General features: G+C 45.6%; 16 protein-coding genes. 2 read left to right on the top strand and 14 right to left on the bottom strand.

Annotation, left to right across the window (positions count from 1 at the left end; genetic code table 11):
- Positions 1-6: 6 nt before the first annotated feature.
- From LZG73_RS09435 to LZG73_RS09445, 3 genes are all read right to left on the bottom strand, one after another.
- On the bottom strand, positions 7-789 hold the full coding sequence (locus LZG73_RS09435) for an ATP-binding protein (protein WP_233848033.1): 783 nt from the start codon (positions 787-789) through the stop codon (positions 7-9).
- A gap of 78 nt (positions 790-867) precedes the next feature.
- Positions 868-1,635: a patatin-like phospholipase family protein gene (locus LZG73_RS09440; RefSeq protein WP_233848035.1), complete on the bottom strand. Its 768-nt coding sequence runs from the start codon at positions 1,633-1,635 to the stop codon at positions 868-870.
- Positions 1,632-2,477: an MBL fold metallo-hydrolase gene (locus LZG73_RS09445; protein WP_233848037.1), complete on the bottom strand. Its 846-nt coding sequence runs from the start codon at positions 2,475-2,477 to the stop codon at positions 1,632-1,634. Before LZG73_RS09445 ends, LZG73_RS09440 begins: the two co-directional genes overlap by 4 nt.
- A gap of 217 nt (positions 2,478-2,694) precedes the next feature.
- Here LZG73_RS09445 and LZG73_RS09450 point away from each other — a divergent pair, with 217 nt between their 5' ends.
- Positions 2,695-3,843 (top strand): FAD-dependent oxidoreductase, encoded by a 1,149-nt coding sequence (locus tag LZG73_RS09450; RefSeq protein ID WP_233848039.1) that lies wholly within the window; start codon positions 2,695-2,697, stop codon positions 3,841-3,843.
- A gap of 32 nt (positions 3,844-3,875) precedes the next feature.
- Here the strand turns inward: LZG73_RS09450 and LZG73_RS09455 are convergent, their stop codons facing one another.
- A complete protein-coding gene (locus tag LZG73_RS09455; protein WP_233848041.1) occupies positions 3,876-4,466 on the bottom strand; it encodes an outer membrane beta-barrel protein in 591 nt (196 codons plus the stop codon).
- A gap of 86 nt (positions 4,467-4,552) precedes the next feature.
- Positions 4,553-4,777 (bottom strand): hypothetical protein, encoded by a 225-nt coding sequence (locus tag LZG73_RS09460; RefSeq protein WP_310588400.1) that lies wholly within the window; start codon positions 4,775-4,777, stop codon positions 4,553-4,555.
- A 34-nt stretch (positions 4,778-4,811) separates the two neighbouring features.
- Between LZG73_RS09460 and LZG73_RS09465 the strand changes: the two genes are divergently transcribed.
- Positions 4,812-5,825: a low specificity L-threonine aldolase gene (locus LZG73_RS09465; protein WP_233848045.1), complete on the top strand. Its 1,014-nt coding sequence runs from the start codon at positions 4,812-4,814 to the stop codon at positions 5,823-5,825.
- A gap of 12 nt (positions 5,826-5,837) precedes the next feature.
- Here LZG73_RS09465 and LZG73_RS09470 read toward each other — a convergent pair whose 3' ends face one another.
- The 9 genes from LZG73_RS09470 to LZG73_RS09510 form a co-directional block, all read right to left on the bottom strand.
- Positions 5,838-6,239, bottom strand: a complete 402-nt coding sequence (locus LZG73_RS09470; RefSeq protein ID WP_233848047.1) for a DUF1398 family protein — start codon at positions 6,237-6,239, stop codon at positions 5,838-5,840.
- A 143-nt stretch (positions 6,240-6,382) separates the two neighbouring features.
- A complete protein-coding gene (locus LZG73_RS09475) occupies positions 6,383-7,135 on the bottom strand; it encodes a hypothetical protein (RefSeq protein ID WP_233848048.1) in 753 nt (250 codons plus the stop codon).
- A gap of 101 nt (positions 7,136-7,236) precedes the next feature.
- Entirely contained in the window at positions 7,237-7,647 is a 411-nt protein-coding gene (locus LZG73_RS09480; protein WP_233848050.1) for a hypothetical protein, read from the bottom strand.
- A 293-nt stretch (positions 7,648-7,940) separates the two neighbouring features.
- Positions 7,941-8,894: a DUF4249 domain-containing protein gene (locus LZG73_RS09485; protein WP_233848052.1), complete on the bottom strand. Its 954-nt coding sequence runs from the start codon at positions 8,892-8,894 to the stop codon at positions 7,941-7,943.
- 5 nt (positions 8,895-8,899) lie between these two features.
- Positions 8,900-11,365: a TonB-dependent receptor gene (locus LZG73_RS09490; protein WP_233848058.1), complete on the bottom strand. Its 2,466-nt coding sequence runs from the start codon at positions 11,363-11,365 to the stop codon at positions 8,900-8,902.
- A 157-nt stretch (positions 11,366-11,522) separates the two neighbouring features.
- Positions 11,523-13,571, bottom strand: a complete 2,049-nt coding sequence (locus LZG73_RS09495; RefSeq protein ID WP_233848060.1) for a M3 family metallopeptidase — start codon at positions 13,569-13,571, stop codon at positions 11,523-11,525.
- A gap of 102 nt (positions 13,572-13,673) precedes the next feature.
- Positions 13,674-14,444 (bottom strand): hypothetical protein, encoded by a 771-nt coding sequence (locus tag LZG73_RS09500; protein ID WP_233848062.1) that lies wholly within the window; start codon positions 14,442-14,444, stop codon positions 13,674-13,676.
- Between the two features lie 97 nt (positions 14,445-14,541).
- Positions 14,542-15,462, bottom strand: a complete 921-nt coding sequence (locus LZG73_RS09505) for an SMP-30/gluconolactonase/LRE family protein (RefSeq protein WP_233848063.1) — start codon at positions 15,460-15,462, stop codon at positions 14,542-14,544.
- 66 nt (positions 15,463-15,528) lie between these two features.
- Positions 15,529-16,338 carry an AraC family transcriptional regulator gene (locus tag LZG73_RS09510; protein ID WP_233848064.1) on the bottom strand — a complete coding sequence of 270 codons (810 nt, stop codon included), beginning with the start codon at positions 16,336-16,338 and terminating at the stop codon, positions 15,529-15,531.
- Positions 16,339-16,367 lie beyond the last annotated feature (29 nt).

Consider the following 16,367-nt stretch of genomic DNA (forward strand, 5'->3'; position numbering starts at 1 on the left):
GTCAAGTCATATCTTGCCCAGCTCTTGTTCCATAAACTCCGTCAAACCAATCACAGTCACAGCATGTGCCGTTGTGTAGGTTTCGCTGCCTGGGGTTATGATGAATTTATGGAGCGGCTGCAAGTCTTCCGTACAACTGATGAAACCTCTCGAAACAGTGGGAGCGTTGCTCAATTTGATTTCTATACACGCAATTGGCGTTATGCCGCGCACGAGCACCAGGTCGCATTCCGCTCCTGCTTGGGTCCTGTAATAAAAGAGTTCCAATCCTCTGGAAAGACGCTGCGCGATCTGCTCGATCACATATCCTTCCCATGACGCACCGACTGCGGGATGACCAAATAGATCCTCACCGTTCTCAATAAACAGCAAACGGTGCAAAATCCCGGTGTCCCTAATGTAAACCTTTGGAGATTTGATAAGGCGTTTTTTTGCATTGACAAACCAGGGCTGCAAGCGCCGGATCATGTAGCCGCCTTCCAGAAAGCCAGTATATCGCAGCACGGTTGGTGCTGAAATACCGAGTGATCTGGCAAAGACTTCCGCATTCCACACATTGCCATTAGAATGTGCGAGCATTCTCCAAAAGTTTCGGAGCGTTGCAGATAAAAGTTCTACGCCAAAAAGATACGCAAGGTCTCTTTCAACATAACTCCTGATAAAATCATCGAGCCATTGTTTCGCCGTTTCTTCGCTGCCTGAAAGAAGTGCGTCTGGGAAGCCTCCCCCAAACCAATGTTGATCTTTGTGCTGATTATCTGCGATTTCCGAAAGGCCAATGGGTGTCAACTCCGTATATGAAATACGACCGGCGAGCGATTCACCAAATCTCTAACCTAGTAAATCCAAAGTCTGACTTTGGATTTACTAGGTTAGAGATTTGGAATTCATTTCCAATTCCTCCAAAAGCCGCTTTGTATAAACATAACCAACATTAAATAACTGATCTGCTTTTCGGAAGTCGAAGATGCCGAAACGGTTCAGTTCCGGCGGTTCGATGAGGAGGTTACATTGTTTAAAGCGCTCTTTGGTTTTGCTGTGCATGGCCAGGATGAGGCTTCGGTAAATGATCTCTGTGGTTCGTTTCAATGGTTTGGCCAATGTAAACGGGTTACAATGCACGCCGATGAGGAAATCAGCTTCATTCATAATCGGCTCTACGGGCAGGTTATTCAGCACGCCGCCGTCTACAAGTTCATGTCCCTGAAATAGAATGGGACTGAATAATCCTGGAATGCAGCACGAAGCGAGCACTGGAATCGCTAATTCGCCGCTTCGGAACTGCAATTCTTCTCCGGAAACAATGTCTGTCACGGTTACGACCAGCGGCGTTTTTAACGATTCAAATGTATTTTCCGGAATGTATTTCCAAAGCACTGCTTCTAACCGGTTCATTTGCAGAAGGCCCGTTACGCCAAATCCCAGCCTGAAATAAGGATAAAAACGCGTCTGTGCGATCATTTCCATAATCTCGTCTGGCAAATATCCGTGCGCCAGCATCGCGCCTATGAATGCGCCTGAGCTTGTGCCGCTGATAATGTCGGGTTTGATTCTAGCCTCCATTAATGCCTTCACAGCGCCGATGTGCGCGATGCCTCTCGCGCCACCACCGGACAAAACCAATCCGACTTTCATGAGATAAAATCACTTAATGCGCCGCGCTCCCGCAACACAATGCCCCGATCCGTTTGCTCCACAACAGCAGCTTCATAAACGGGATCATGCTCGAAAATAAGAATGCAGTTTTCAGTCACTGCCCGTTGTAAAACCTTCTGCTTTTCCTCCAACGTAAGCAGCGGACGCATGTCGTAACTCATAATCCAGGGCAAAGGAATGTGATAAGAAGAAGGAAACAAGTCGGCAGCATAGATGATTTTTTGACCATGATAATCAATCACAGGCAACATCATTTGCTCCGTATGCCCATTCACATGCATGAAATCAATCAACGGAAATGGCGATTGCCCTTGTTTGATAAATTGAAGCTGTCCCGATTCTTGCAGCGGGAGAATGTTGTCCTTCAAAAACGAAGCTTTTTCTCTCGGATTGGGATTTACAGCCCATTCCCAATGCGCCGCGTTAGACCAATAAATAGCATTAGAAAATGTTGGCTGAATCAATGTGCGGTCCTGGTTATATTGCGCAGCGCCACCCACATGGTCGAAATGTAAATGTGTCAAAATTACATCCGTAACGTCCTTTATATCGTAGCCGCAATTACGAATAGAAGCAATAAGGCTGGCATCACCGTGCAGATCATAATGTCCAAAAAACTTCTGATCCTGTTTGTCACCCAAGCCTGTGTCAATCAAAATCAGCCTTTCGCCGTCTTCAATGAGCAGGCAGCGCATGGCCCAGGTGCAAAGATTTTTTTCATCTGCCGGGTTCTGCTTGTTCCACAAAGTCTTCGGCACAACGCCGAACATGGCGCCGCCGTCAAGTTTGAAATAACCGGTGTCAATGGTGTTGATTTTCATTTTGGAAAGTTACCCAAATCAGCAAAAGATCAAAATGAGACACTCATTTATCTCAGTATTACAACGGGACAAATCTGGGATAATGGAAAGTCAAAGTTGTATTAATCATGAATATTTAAAATATTGTTTTGGCCAAAATAAATATAGCAATATAATATTTGTAAAGATTGATGATCCTCCCTATTTTTCGAATGTATCAGTTCTCAGCCTATCTCCCATGAACCGTAGAAATTTTTTTGAAAAAGCAATTCCTGCCAGCTTTGTCCTCGGCGCAGTGGCTTCATCCTGCGCTCCCAAAACCCAGCTGCAATATCCGGACAAACATTTCCACATCAGCCGTGGTTATCACCAGATTCCGAAATTAAGGCTGTCGATGGACCGGATTGTGAAGGAAACTGTGGGGTTAAGGCCGTTCAGGGCCTCCGGGCCAAGGTTGGATGTGGAGCAGATTGGAAACAAAACCATTGTGCATAATTACGGTCATGGCGGCAGCGGCTGGTCGCTTTCGTGGGGAACGGGGAACATTGCGCGGAGGAATGTGCTGGCTACAAATGAAAAGAAAATCGCCGTTTTGGGTTGCGGAACAGTGGGGATCGCGACAGCGCGACTGTTGCAGGAAAGTGGCTGTGAAGTAACGATTTACACAAAAGATGTTCCGCCTAACATTACGAGTAACCTGGCCACGGGAACCTGGTCGCCAGCCTCACGTGTGTGCGATGTTAAAGTGGCCAAGCCAGAATTTAAGGCGATTTGGGAAGAAGCAACGCGCTTTTCATTCCGTCGGTTTCAGTTTTTTTTAGGGTTGGATGACATTGCCTGCTGGGCAGAAGAATATGGAGTTTTTAAACAAACGCCAGTTTACACGCCAGGGGCAGGAGGGGAGGATTTTGAGATTGAAGGCTTAATTCCGGAACGCGTAAAGCTGGAAGCAAATGAGCATCCGTTCAAGGCGGAACATGTGACGAGACGGACAAATTTAATGTTCAACATTCCGAGTTATCTGCGGCATCAACTGCAAGATTTCGTGATGTTTGGCGGAAAGGTAAAAATTCAGGAGATCAAAAAGCTGGAAGATATTGACGCATTGTCCGAAAAGGTGGTGGTCAATTGTATGGGACTAGGCGCAAAACCGGTGTTCAATGACCAGGAACTGACGCCGGTTTCGGGCCAATTGTCATGCCTGATTCCGCAAAGCGACGCCAATTACAAACTATACACACAAGGCGCTAACTTCATTTCGAGGAAAGACGGCATTTACATTGGGAGCAACGGCATTGTCGGAAACTGGGATACGACGCCGAGTAAGGAACAGACCGAGAAGACGGTCGGCATTCTGATGAAGCTGATGGAGGAAATGAAGGGATAAAAGCGCCGGGACATAACCCGGCGCTCGCCGTATCAGAATGAACTTCCCAGCCCAATGATAATTCCGGCTTGAAGCGTGAAAAATTTGCTTGAATTATTGAAATCAACATTGCCTGGATTGGAAACCTGGATGGAGTTTTCATTCCCAAAAACAATGTTATAGGCTCCCTCTGCAAAGATTCCGAAGGTTTTTCCCAATGGAATTTGAAGTCCGACTTTTGGCGCTACGCCAAAATTAGACGCATTTGCCTTCAAATTGCCGGCCTTTAATTTCAAAAAGTAAACCCCTGCTTCTGTTCCAATGTATGGACGTATGCCTTTTTCTGTGAAATAATATTCCAGCAAGCCCGAAACGGGAATTATGGAGCTGGAAGTTTCAATGGAGCCAGTGCCGGGTGTGATTTCAAGGTCTTCGGTAAAAACTTTCGCTGTGGCGCCAACGGCAAGGTGCGGCCCAAGAAAGAAGCGCAGCTGTGCGCCGCCGCCCCAAAGTCCTTTTGAAATGTCACCCTGGTCGGAGAAGCCGTAAGACCCGTGAAGGGCGATGGAAGGCTGAGCAGATGCCTGGCCATAAAGGATGCTGCCAAGCAACATTAATGCGAACGTAAAAAAAGCGTTTCTCATAATTGAATTGAATGGTTGTTGATGAAACATATCATTCAATCAATATCAATTATTGTGCCTAAACGTTTGAATTAACGTTGCTTTTTTCAGGCTTTCGTTTGTTCCTCCTGCAAATGATATCTCCTGCGTATCTCGTTGACTAAGAACTTCTTTTGCGCCGTGAAACTGTCGGGATGCATGGTCTCGAAAAGTGTTTCCCATTCGGCAAACCGGGCGCTGTCCTGCGACTTGAAGGTCTGCGGATCTATTTTTTTTAGCCTTAAATATGCCTCAAATTCCATTGCGCTTATTTTTTCGCAATATATGCGCATACTTTTGCATAATCTTTAAAACCTTAATGCCAATATGAAAATTGACTTACGCAGCGATACAGTCACAAAACCTACGCGGGAAATGCAGGAAGCCATGTGGGCGGCAGAAGTGGGTGACGATGTATTGGGCGACGATCCGACGGTGAATGCATTGCAGGAAAAAGCTGCAACGATGTTTGGAATGGAAGAAGCACTTTTTTGTCCGTCGGGAACAATGACTAATCAGCTTGCCATCCGCGTGCACACGCAGCCTGGAAGTGACGTGATTTGTGACAAATATTCGCACATCTATTTATACGAAGGCGGCGGCATTATGCTCAATGCATTGTCGTCCGTAAAGCTCCTCGACGGCGACCGCGGCAGGCTTAATGCAGCCCAGGTTGCGGGGGCAATCAGTCCGGAGCACGACATTCACTCCACAGTGACCCGCCTTGTTTCCTTGGAAAATACCATGAACAAGGGCGGGGGCTGTTATTATGATTTCGCTGAAATAGAGTCAATTAAGCAAGTTTGCGCAGCCAAAAACATTCCGCTTCATCTGGATGGAGCCCGACTTTTCAATGCACTGGTGGAAACCGGCGAAAGTCCTTTGCAATATGGAAAAGCATTTGACAGCATCAGCATTTGCCTTTCAAAAGGGTTGGGGTGTCCCGTGGGATCGTTGCTGCTGGGCACGCGTGAAGTGATTAACAAGGCGCGGCGGTTTCGGAAAGTGATGGGAGGCGGATGGCGGCAAGCCGGTTTCCTGGCGGCGGCAGGCATTTACGCGCTCGATAACCATGTGGAACGCTTAAAGGAAGATCATGCACGCGCAAGAATAATTGGTGAAATGTTCAGTGAACTTCCGGAGGTGGAAGAGATTTTCCCGGTGGATACAAACATTGTGATCATTCGGCTGGCCAGCACTATTTCAGAAGCTGATTATGTGCAAAAACTCGCGCAGAAGGATATTATGGCGGTTTCTTTCGGCAAAAATCTGGTGCGCTTTGTAACGCACCTCGACTTCAATGATGATCATTTGGAAGAATTGAAAAGGCGGATCGCATAAATAATTCCGGAGCTAAACCTCCGGAATTATCTCTTCGTATTCATATTCGGAATTCGGTCCCTGGTAAATCACCTTCATGCCCGCCAGATCGGCAACATAAGTGTGAATTCCTGCCGCTCCGAGCTCTCTCAAAAATGTCGGATAATCAATAACACCCTCCTGATTGCGCCTGATTGCCGCTTTCACCGATTCCAGTTCAAAAGTTTCTGCACATTCAAACTCAGGAATGTCACCGGGAATGACCAGTTTGTCACCAATAACGGATGTATAAGTACGTTTGTGATTTTTGACCTTGACCTCATAATTATCGACACCAATCGCTTTCAGGTTTTTTATAAAAAAAGGATACGCCTGTCCTGCCGAGCGCTGCTCAGCAGATCTTATCAGTTCGTCCGTTAATTCGATCATATTCATAGTCTGATGCTTTTGTAAAAACAATATTTTTTGTGGCTAAAATTGCTATGCCAGTTCAATTAAGCACTTTTTGCCCGCCTTAGCTAATCCGAGAATGGAAATCGGTCCGACTTCCTTCATCCGATTTTAGTCGGCAATTGGGGTTAATAATGCAGCTCAAAAGCCACATCCTTAATGCCCCTTTCTCCTTTAATATCCTGAATCGGCGCTTCGATGTTGTAAATATTCAGGATTTTTTTCTCCTTATTAAATTGAAAAGCATAGGTCGTTCCGCTATTTGACGGCGAAGTGAATGTAATGTTGTTGGATATCGGATGAACTTCACCTACGCAATCTCCACTGAAACACAATTCGTACATTGTGAAGTCATTGAGCCCGGTAACCTTGCCGTTGGCATCGAAAACAACCTTTTTACCCGTCGCCTTTCCCTTCTCAAAAATTTCATAGGAACGGGCGATCATTGTCGCATTCAATTGTTCCGGAAAATGCCATTCTCCCGCAGCAGAAGCATTATTTTTAGCAAAGACCGAGTTTTCTTTCGATTGTTTCCATGCACTGTCTTCGAGCACCAATCTTTGGTTTTCATCTATTGAAAACAGCAGATCCTTATCCTGCAACGCTTTCTTAATCGCATATTTCTTACCTGATTTGGCGTAGGCTAGCATTGCTTCTTCAAATCCGTAAAACACTTTTACACTGTCGGCACTAACGAAATCAACGTCATAGCAATAAGTGTTGATTGTGCCCGGGATAGAATCTTTTGCCGTTTCCAGGAATGTCTCATTCACATAATGCCCGCTTAAAGGAATTGCCTCATCTTGCTTTTTGCTGCAACTCATGATAACATTACTAAACAAAAACAGCGCACAGCATGGATAGAAAGGGGTAAATTTCATGATAGGTTGTATAGTTAAAAAAAGATGTTACTCGACCATCTGTCTGGTAAAGTAACATCTTAAACTTAACTAATGATGCCAATCGCTGAAATTAGCGCTTATTAGGCAATGTCGTCTTCTTCCGGATGATGCACGATCAGCGAGCTTCTTGTGTCAAGCTTTTTGATCATTTCAGTGGACATTGCATCGGCATAAACGCCATAGCTGCTCACCAACGTGCCTTTTAAACCATCCTTCGATTCAATTGCATAAAGGATGGACATGTCCGACGGATTTGTCATGCCTTCAAATCGGTAAACCTTGATAATATCAAAGTCGTCCGGGGAAAGGTTAAGGCAAATGCCGTCTTCCTTATGAACTTCCAACGCGTGGGCTGTCATATTAAAATCGTATGTATATCCCTGTGCTTGTAATTCTTCGAGTGTTTCAATGAGCGTATCAGGTTCGCTCATGTTCTTGTTGGATGGATGTGAATGATTTTCCAAATCCTTATCTGAGCCTTGCAGTTCCATATCTTATCGGTTTAAGGTTGATATTTCGTTAAAATGTCAGTTGGCCCGACATTGAATGGTTAGGATGTTTATAGCCAATGATTACAGCCACACAAATAGCTGATAAACCGGCAGCAGCTGATAGCGATGTTTGAAGCGTGCGCTGAAAAAAGTATGCCTTGCAAGTAAGCAGATGTTAAATTGTATCTGCTGTGATTAATGCAGAGATTTCTTACAATTGTCAAAAAATAACGACGAACATTTTGAGGTGCTTTGACCTCAACTTGCCATAAGATGTAGAATGAAGACGGTTTTTAGTTAGGGCGATAATTGAGCTGGCCTATATTGTAGGCCGCAAAACAACCCAATCCGCCGCTCACATTGGTGTAAATTAATGTGGGTTCAATAAACGGATTATCGGAATTGCCGCGCATTTCAAGCGAGCGGTGATATTTGAAATAATGGACATCTGTGTTGTAAACTTCCATGATCAGCAAGGCAATTTTCGCTTTGGGATAAACCGTAAATGAATTGCCGCTGCCAAAATCATAAGCGATCACATTGGGCAAAATCGTGCGGCCGATGGGCGATGTAAGCGGAGCGCCATCGAGGTTGCCGTCGCTTTGGTAATCATTACGGCCAATGGTTTCGTCCCAATTGAATGCAAAGCGGCCTTTTGTCCTGACTTCTTTAAATGTTGCAGCGCTGTTGCCTTCCGCAACGCTGTATTCGAGATCCACGGAAGCTTTTACGCGGTAATAATTCGTGTCGGCGGCAATGTCCGTCCAGGTCATCTGCAAGGTTAGGGAAGTGTCTTGCTCAAAAAGGTTACGTGAAAAAGAGGTGTCGATTTTGAATGATGAGGCCAGCACTTGTTTTGCAGGAACCGTACACATTGCGGTGGCCACGCGCGAGCCATCGGATACGAAAAGAGAGTAAGTTTTCGATGCCTTAATGGGGAAAACAGCACTGTCAATGCTGTATAACGCACTTGCCGTGTCATAGGGAATGGTCACTTCGCTGGTTCCGTCCGAAATCTTCACAAGCGCATTTCTCACAACGCCACCCTTACTGGTCGTTTCGCTGAACAGCGGAACAGATTCCGTCACAACGACATTGATGCTGGTTGCTTGCGGAGAAATGAATGATTGGATCACAAGCTTGGACTCGGTTCGGGGCAACTTATCCGCCGGAATGTCCGTGATAAGCGACTCGCACGCCGAAGCGACAATTGCGATTAAAAAAAGCGTTGTATGAGATAATTTCATGGCTGTCAGAACTTGAAATTGTAACTGAAATAAGGAAGCACAGGAAAAAGGGAATAGCGCTTTAATGTGCTCTTGCCAGTTCCGGTCGAGCCATTTTCTGTGTCGTCCGAATCGATGTCGTAAAAGAATGGATTGCGTCGGTTATACACATTGTAAACCCCAAATTCCCATGTGCGGTCGTGGCGTTTTTTCTGTTTGTGGAATTGAACCGCGAAGTCCATCCGGTGAAATGGTTCTGCTCTGAAACTGTTTTTCTGGCCATATTCACTGACCATTGGCCCGTTCCAGGTTACTGCCGGTTTGCCATTGGGATTGAAGCGTGTGATAAAATTATCGCTCACGCCCTGGTAAGTTGAAACAGGCAAAGTTAGCGCGTTCCCGGTTCCGTAAACCCAGGTTGACGAAAGCGTAATCCGCTTGTTCACTTCAAAAATTCCAACCACAGAAAGGTCGTGTCTGCGATCATAACGCGGGAAAAATGTTTTCCCGAAGTTCAACTCAGGGAATTTCCAGTAAGTCCAGGACAATGTGTAACCAATCCATCCCGAGAGTCTTCCTGTTTTTTTCTGGATCAAAAACTCGCCGCCATATGACCAGCCTTTGCCCGCTGTAACATTGTCTTCCCAGGTGAGTTCGTTGGCGTTCTCACCATTGATGCTGAGGAATGAAGAGCCTTCCTTATAATTGAGAATGTGGTCCATTCGCTTGTAATAACCCTCCAAAGTCAATGTAAGCGCAGGCCTTTCCAGATCCTTTGCCAAACCCATCGCAACCTGTTTGGACTGCTGCGGCGCAACCCGATCCGTTGTAGGAACCCATAAATCGGTCGGGAGGCCGAGACCCGTGTTGGAGAGCAAATGCACATATTGGTTCATTTGCGCATAGGAAGCTTTTAAAGAAAAATCCTGCGCAAGCCGCAAAGCAGCCGACAAACGGGGTTCGGGACGGACGTAAGTTTTCGAAGGTGTCTGAAATGCACTGACGCGAAATCCTCCGTTTATTTTCAAAGATTCCAATGGTTGCCACGTGTCTTCAATGTAAGCGCCCGCCTCCAATGTGTTGATCGGCCTGGCCGAGCGCTCGATTGGATTATCAATAAAAGAGCCTTCGATGGCCAGCGCAGAAGGAATAAACTTGTGTTGCGTGAGCTGTGCACCAAATTTAAGCGCATGCTTAGACGAAGGATAAAAATCAAAATCAGTTTTAATGCCAAAATCCCTGATCCGCGAATCATAATCCAGGCTAAACTCATCTTCCGTGGCGCCGTCGCCGTTGATTTCCTTGGAATAACTGGAAACACCAAAATTGAAGTTGCTGAATATCAATGAAGTGTTAACAAAAAGTCTCTGGCTGATCAAGTGGTTCCAGCGCATGGTGACTGTTGTATTTCCCCAGTCAAGCCCTGCCTGCGTTTCTGAATCGGAGCTTTTTTCGGACACATTGAATTTATCTCTTCCAAAATATCCGCTGACGTAAAGCTTGTCCTTTGCGCCGAGGTCGTAATTCATTTTGGCATTCAAATCATAAAAATAGTAACCCGGCCTAACCTGATTATCATCGCCTTTTTGTTGTTGTTTGATAAATGGCGAAGCGAGCAAATCAATGTAAGTTCTGCGTCCTGAGATCAGAAAGGATGATTTTCCTTTTGATATGGGGCCTTCCAATGTGAGTCTGGACGATATGAGCCCGATGCCACCTTCCCCGTGAAGCTTGTCTTTGCTGCCCTCTTTCATATTCATTTCCAACACAGAAGAAAGCCTGCCGCCATATCGTGCAGGGAATCCGCCTTTGGTAAGCTCTACACTTTTTAATGCGTCACTGTTGAAAATCGAGAAAAATCCAAAAAGGTGATTGGCATTGTAAACAACGGCGTCGTCGAGAATGATCAGATTTTGATCTGGCCCGCCGCCGCGCACGTAAAGGCCGGTCTGTCCTTCGGTGCCTTTCTGAACGCCAGGCATAAGTTGGAGCACGCGTAACACATCTTTTTCCCCAAAAAACGCAGGCACTTTTTTAAGCTGCGCAATGGGAATTTCAATTTGGCTCATCTGAACCGACCGGCTCACATAATCCTCCTGCCTGCGTGCTGAAACGGTGACTTCTTCGAGTTGGTTAATGGTTGGTAAAAACACACTCAGCACCAAATCCTTGTTCAAAGCGATCCTTACATCCGTTTTTTCGTAACCCACAAATGAAAACGAAAGCATTGCACTGTCCGAAGCCGGGACGGTAAGCGAGTAAAATCCGTAAGTGTTCGTCACGGCGCCATATGGAGAGCCCTCGATGTAGACATTCACCCCAGGCAACTGCTCCTGGCTCCCATTTTCCTTGACAAAGCCGCTGACCGTTACACGCTCCTGAGCGAATGCTGCAAGCGAATATAGAATGGAGAATATTGTAACTAAAAGTCGCACAGGCAAATAGGCCCAGCATTTTGGTAATAAATCCTTTGAAGATGTAAAATGGATCATAGTAAAGGGTAAATGCGCAATAGACAAACCTCCCAATTAATGCTTTATATACTCCTATTTTTGCCCGTTGGATCAAAAAGCCGCCGTTAAATAAAATCGAAGCCATGGATCACTCCATGGCTTCGGTAACTAGCAAACGTTAATTTGGCAACAAGCACTACACGGCTGTTTCGAGTCCGCGGTTTTTTAACAAATATTTTACATCAGGCTCATGTCCGCGGAATGATTTGTAAAGATCCATCGGCTCCTCAGTTCCACCTTTTTCAAGAATATTGTGTCGAAATGACTGCGCCGTGTTTGCGTCGAAAATGCTGCCCGCTTCTTTGAAAGCCGCAAAGGCATCACTATCAAGCACTTCGGACCAGATGTAACTATAATAACCCGCCGAATAGCCGCCTGCAAAAATGTGCTGGAAATATGTGCTCCGGTAACGCGGGGCAATTTGCTTGATCAGGCCCAGCCGGTTCATTTCATTTTGCTCAAATTCCTCTGGATCCAAATCTTCGCCAGCTGAAAGCTTATGATAACTTAGATCGAGCATGGAAGCAGCAAGATATTCTACCGTCCCAAATCCCTGGTTGAATTTCGAAGCATTCTTCATCTTCTGGACGGCTTCATCAGGAATGGTTTCGCCGGTTTGGTAATGCTTCGCGTAAAATTGTAGCACTTCCGGCTCAAATGCCCAATGCTCCATCACTTGTGATGGCAATTCCACAAAGTCGCGCGGAACGGATGTTCCTGACAATGTTTCGTAAGTTACATTTGAAAGCAAACCATGCATTGCATGACCAAATTCGTGGAAAAATGTTTCCACTTCGTCCGCCGTCAGTAAGGCAGGGCCGCCATCGGCTGGCTTGGCATAATTGCAAACGATAGAAACAATGGGTGCAACGCGTTCGCCATTTTTCATGCCTTGTTTGCGATAGGAGGTCATCCATGCACCGCCTCGTTTTGAAGATCTTGTGAAAAAATCCATGTAAAAAATGCCAGTCAGCGCGCCGTTCGCTTCATGGACTTCATAGGCAGTTACATCCGGATGATATTTTGGAATGTCTTTGATTTCTGCAAAATTAATTCCATACAGGTTTTTGACAACCATGAAAATGCCATCCCGGACCTTTTCCAATTGGAAATACGGGCGTAACGACTCGGCGTCGTAATTGTATTTTTGTTTTCTGACCTTATCTGCATAGTAAAACCAATCCCAGGCTTCAAGCTCGGCGTTTGGTAATTCTTGCTGCATAAGTTCCTGCATTTGCACCGCTTCGGACTTTGCAACAGGCAATGCGGCCTTCCATAATGCGTCTAACAGATCATAAACTTGATCAATGGTCTTGGCCATGCATTCTTCCAAAACGTAGGCCGCATGTGAATCATAACCGAGTAATGCTGCTTTTCGGTCGCGCAAAGTGACAATTTGCGAAACGATTTCTTTGTTATCCAGTTCATCCCCGTGATTGCAGCGGCTGATGTAAGCCTTGTAAATTTGCTCCCGCAACGAGCGGTCATGCGCATATTGCAGGAATGGCATCACGCTCGGCTGGTGTAATGTGAATTTCCAGCTCCCTTCTTTCCCCGCAGCCTGCGCGGCGCTAGACTTTATAGATGCAGGCAGGCCGGAAAGGCGTGATTCGTCATCGACGATCAGTTCGTATTTGTTGGTCTCGGCGAGCAAGTTTTGGGCAAATTGAACCGTCAGAACAGACAGCTGCTTGTTAATGTCACGCATGGTGACCTGATCTGCATCATTTAAATTTGCTCCGCTTCGGACAAAAGCTTTGTAGGTTTTTTCGAGTAAACGTTTTTGTTCCGCACTCAAATCCAGGCCATGCTGCGCGTCCTGAATGGTTTTAACGCGGCGGAATAAGTCCGGATTGAGATAAATATCGTCGCTGTGCTGGGAAAGTTTTGGCGCAAGTTCTTTCGAAAGCGCCTCGATTTCAGGGTTTGTATTTGCAGAAGCCAAATTGAAAAAAACGGAACTCACGCGCGTCAGCAAGTCGCCGCTGCGTTCCAGCACTTCCATTGTGTTGTCAAATGTGGGCGCATCATTGTTTGCGCAAATGTCGGAAATGCTTTTTTGGTGGTCGGCTATGCCTTTTTCAAAAGCCGGCAAAAAATGTTCAGGTTCCACTTTGTCAAAAGGTGGAACCTGAAAAGGCGTGTTATATGCTGATAAAAATGGATTACTGCTTTCCTGGGACATAATGTGATGATAAGTTGAGATGTTAAGCGCATCCCGATTTGCATGAGTTAAAGTTTCAGCATGCAATTTATCATTTCGGCCAGGAGTTGCAAGCGTCCGATGTCAGTTCGATGCAATAGCGTTCGCTTCCACATTGTTGCGGAGCATTAGTCCTGAGGAAACGCTGGCGAGGATCAGTTTCAGGTCGTCAGAAAGGCCGTTTTTAAACCAAACTTTTCCGTTGTTGATAGTAGAAACTGCCCCGATGATCTTCCCTTCGAGCTGAAACTCATAACCGTAAACATCGTTCTGGGTCAGAAAACTGGATGATCCTTCCAGCTCGCGAATGCCCGCAATGTCTATTTGCACATGACGGGACCGCACAAAGCCGACTGTGCTGTTCTTGTTCAAACTGCGACTTGCGCCGTCAACATTGTGAACGATAAAATCCCAGGGCTCATGACTGTTGTCAGGCTTAACCGATCCTGCAAAGTAATTTTTGTATTTGAGCGAAACGGAAAAGTAATCTTCGAGCGGGGAAAATTCCGTTTCCTTAAATCGACTCACTAGCGCAACCTCGGCGGTTTTTCCATTGGGCGCAACTTGTTGGAAACTCAACTTTTCCTTGGCTCCATTGAATTTCACAATGAATGGAACGGAGTAACCGAAGGTCCAGCCGCGCTTCACTTTGCTGGTTCTGAAGTCGCCAAATGAAATCACCTGGCCAATCTGAGATCCCTGACGGCCCTTAACTGTGTAAATTTCGGTGTCGTTTTTTAGGTCATTATTCACCGCCAGTTCAGCTGTTCGGCAGGAAAACGCATTGATAGAAATAACGGCTGCAAAAAGCAGGGATTTTGAATAAAGTAGAGTGGATTTGAAATTTTGATTCATCGCTAATAAAATTTTTTTATAAGCCAGAAACCAAGATTACATTAAAAGGTTGCAAATGTGAATAGATCAATTCGTGAACGGTCGGTAATTGCATCGCCTATTTTACACCCTTAACCTTCATTTTTAGGCCATAAACGGCTGTTTCCGCTGTAATAAAAAGGAGATCGTTGTTTTTTCCACCAAAGCAAAGGTTAGCAGTCCAGCCGCTATGCACAGGGAAATGTGCGATTTGTTCGCCTTTTTTGTCAAAAACCGTCACACCTTTTCCGGTAAGGTAAAGATTTCCTTCGGAGTCCAGGATCATTCCGTCTGAGCCTTTGGAGACGAAAAGAGTCCGGTTTGTCAATGTTCCGTCGTCTTGAACTTCGTATTTGTAAGTCTTATCATCCCCAATGTCAGCGATATACAATGTTTTACCGTCGGCCGTCCCAATGATGCCGTTTGGCTTTTTGATTTTTTCATCCACGCGCACGAGCTTTTTGTGATCGGGAGTCAGATAATAAACATGCTCGCCGTCTTGCTGAATTTTTGGGTCACGCTTCCAGTAATCGCGCTTATACATGGGGTCGGTGAGATAAATTCCGCCTTTCGGGTCAATCCAAAGGTCATTCGGGCCATTCAAAAGTCTGCCCTCGTAATCTTTAACCAAAACCGTAGGCTTGCCGTTTTTATCAAAAGACCAAACCTGATTGTCCTCATCCGAACACGCCACGAGATTGCCTTTTTTATCAAAATACATTCCATTCGCACGCCCGGGATTGTCAGAAAACACACTGAATTTACCGGTTTTGGCGTCCCAGCGCATGATTTTGTTATTGGGTTGGTCAGTGAAAAACACATTGCCGTTCTCATCGGCAACCGGACCTTCGGTAAATTTGTAGCCATCGCCGAGTTTTTCAACCTCCGCGCCGGGTGCAACTATTGATTTTGAATCCATGATTTGTGCTGAAAGTAAGGCCGGGAAGAGGAGTGCCGCTAGCCCGGACAAAATAGAATTGATAACTACTGGCTTTTTCATATCAAAACAATGCCGGGTGAAGTTGTTCCCGGTTGCTTTAAAAGTCGGCAAGTGCAGATTCCTTACTTATGCAACCCGCGAAGGCGCGATGCCATATGCCTTTTTGAAAGCGAAAGAAAAGTGTGAAAGATCTTCGAAACCTGTTTCCAGATACACTTCCGAGGGCGCTTTGCCTTTTTCTTTGATCAGATAATGCGCAGCTTCGAGCCGTTTTTGCATCAGCCAGCGACTTGGAGACATGTGGAAAATCTTTTCAAAGTCACGCTTGAATGTTGCCAGACTGCGACCGGTTAGATAAGCAAATCGTTTCAACTGCACATTGAAATGGAAATTTTGAATCATAAAGCCTTCGAGGTCAATTTTGCCCGGTTCGCTAAAATCGAAAAGGATGTCCTTGGTTTCAGGGTTCGTTTGCAGGAGAATCAAAATGGCTTCCTTCAATTTGAGCGCCATCAATTGCTGGCTCGTCGGCGGCTGAAATTCGCGGTAAGGCATTAACGAATCTATGTAGCTGGTCATCAACTTATTCGTTTTCAATGCTATAAACGCTTTTTCAGACGAATGCGGAGCGGCTTCGTAATGGAATTCCATACTGAAATTACGTAGTGTCTGCTGGTCCAAATAAATGGATATTGCTTTAAAATCGCCATTAGCGGGAGGCTGCTTGTTGAATTTTACGAGTTTATTCCGCTTTGTAAGCCTGAAATCGCCTTCTTTGAAAATGTACTCTTGAAGACCGTCATTCACGATAAGCGTGCCTGCGATTTGATAACTGAAAACGTGCTCGGGCACAAACTGCTCTCCTTCCCGGCTTCTCGAGTGGTAACAAGAATACGTAATTTGTGATAAGGTGGGTTCGATGACCGGTTGGCTCATTGGAATGGGCATTTGGGTGAACAGCATTG

The organism is Dyadobacter sp. CY326 (genome assembly GCF_021390515.1).
Taxonomy (GTDB): Bacteria; Bacteroidota; Bacteroidia; order Cytophagales; family Spirosomataceae; genus Dyadobacter.

What these genes read in the sequence shown, in the direction of transcription:
- LZG73_RS09505 (WP_233848063.1), bottom strand. Translation starts at nt 15,462, where the DNA reads ATGAAAAAGCCAGTAGTTATCAATTCTATTTTGTCCGGGCTAGCGGCA.
- LZG73_RS09485 (WP_233848052.1), bottom strand. Translation starts at nt 8,894, where the DNA reads ATGAAATTATCTCATACAACGCTTTTTTTAATCGCAATTGTCGCTTCG.
- LZG73_RS09475 (WP_233848048.1), bottom strand. Translation starts at nt 7,135, where the DNA reads ATGAAATTTACCCCTTTCTATCCATGCTGTGCGCTGTTTTTGTTTAGT.
- LZG73_RS09500 (WP_233848062.1), bottom strand. Translation starts at nt 14,444, where the DNA reads ATGAATCAAAATTTCAAATCCACTCTACTTTATTCAAAATCCCTGCTT.
- LZG73_RS09445 (WP_233848037.1), bottom strand. Translation starts at nt 2,477, where the DNA reads ATGAAAATCAACACCATTGACACCGGTTATTTCAAACTTGACGGCGGC.
- LZG73_RS09510 (WP_233848064.1), bottom strand. Translation starts at nt 16,338, where the DNA reads ATGAGCCAACCGGTCATCGAACCCACCTTATCACAAATTACGTATTCT.
- LZG73_RS09495 (WP_233848060.1), bottom strand. Translation starts at nt 13,571, where the DNA reads ATGTCCCAGGAAAGCAGTAATCCATTTTTATCAGCATATAACACGCCT.
- LZG73_RS09465 (WP_233848045.1), top strand. Translation starts at nt 4,812, where the DNA reads ATGAAAATTGACTTACGCAGCGATACAGTCACAAAACCTACGCGGGAA.
- LZG73_RS09460 (WP_310588400.1), bottom strand. Translation starts at nt 4,777, where the DNA reads ATGCGCATATATTGCGAAAAAATAAGCGCAATGGAATTTGAGGCATAT.
- LZG73_RS09480 (WP_233848050.1), bottom strand. Translation starts at nt 7,647, where the DNA reads ATGGAACTGCAAGGCTCAGATAAGGATTTGGAAAATCATTCACATCCA.
- LZG73_RS09490 (WP_233848058.1), bottom strand. Translation starts at nt 11,365, where the DNA reads ATGATCCATTTTACATCTTCAAAGGATTTATTACCAAAATGCTGGGCC.
- LZG73_RS09440 (WP_233848035.1), bottom strand. Translation starts at nt 1,635, where the DNA reads ATGAAAGTCGGATTGGTTTTGTCCGGTGGTGGCGCGAGAGGCATCGCG.
- LZG73_RS09450 (WP_233848039.1), top strand. Translation starts at nt 2,695, where the DNA reads ATGAACCGTAGAAATTTTTTTGAAAAAGCAATTCCTGCCAGCTTTGTC.
- LZG73_RS09470 (WP_233848047.1), bottom strand. Translation starts at nt 6,239, where the DNA reads ATGAATATGATCGAATTAACGGACGAACTGATAAGATCTGCTGAGCAG.
- LZG73_RS09455 (WP_233848041.1), bottom strand. Translation starts at nt 4,466, where the DNA reads ATGAGAAACGCTTTTTTTACGTTCGCATTAATGTTGCTTGGCAGCATC.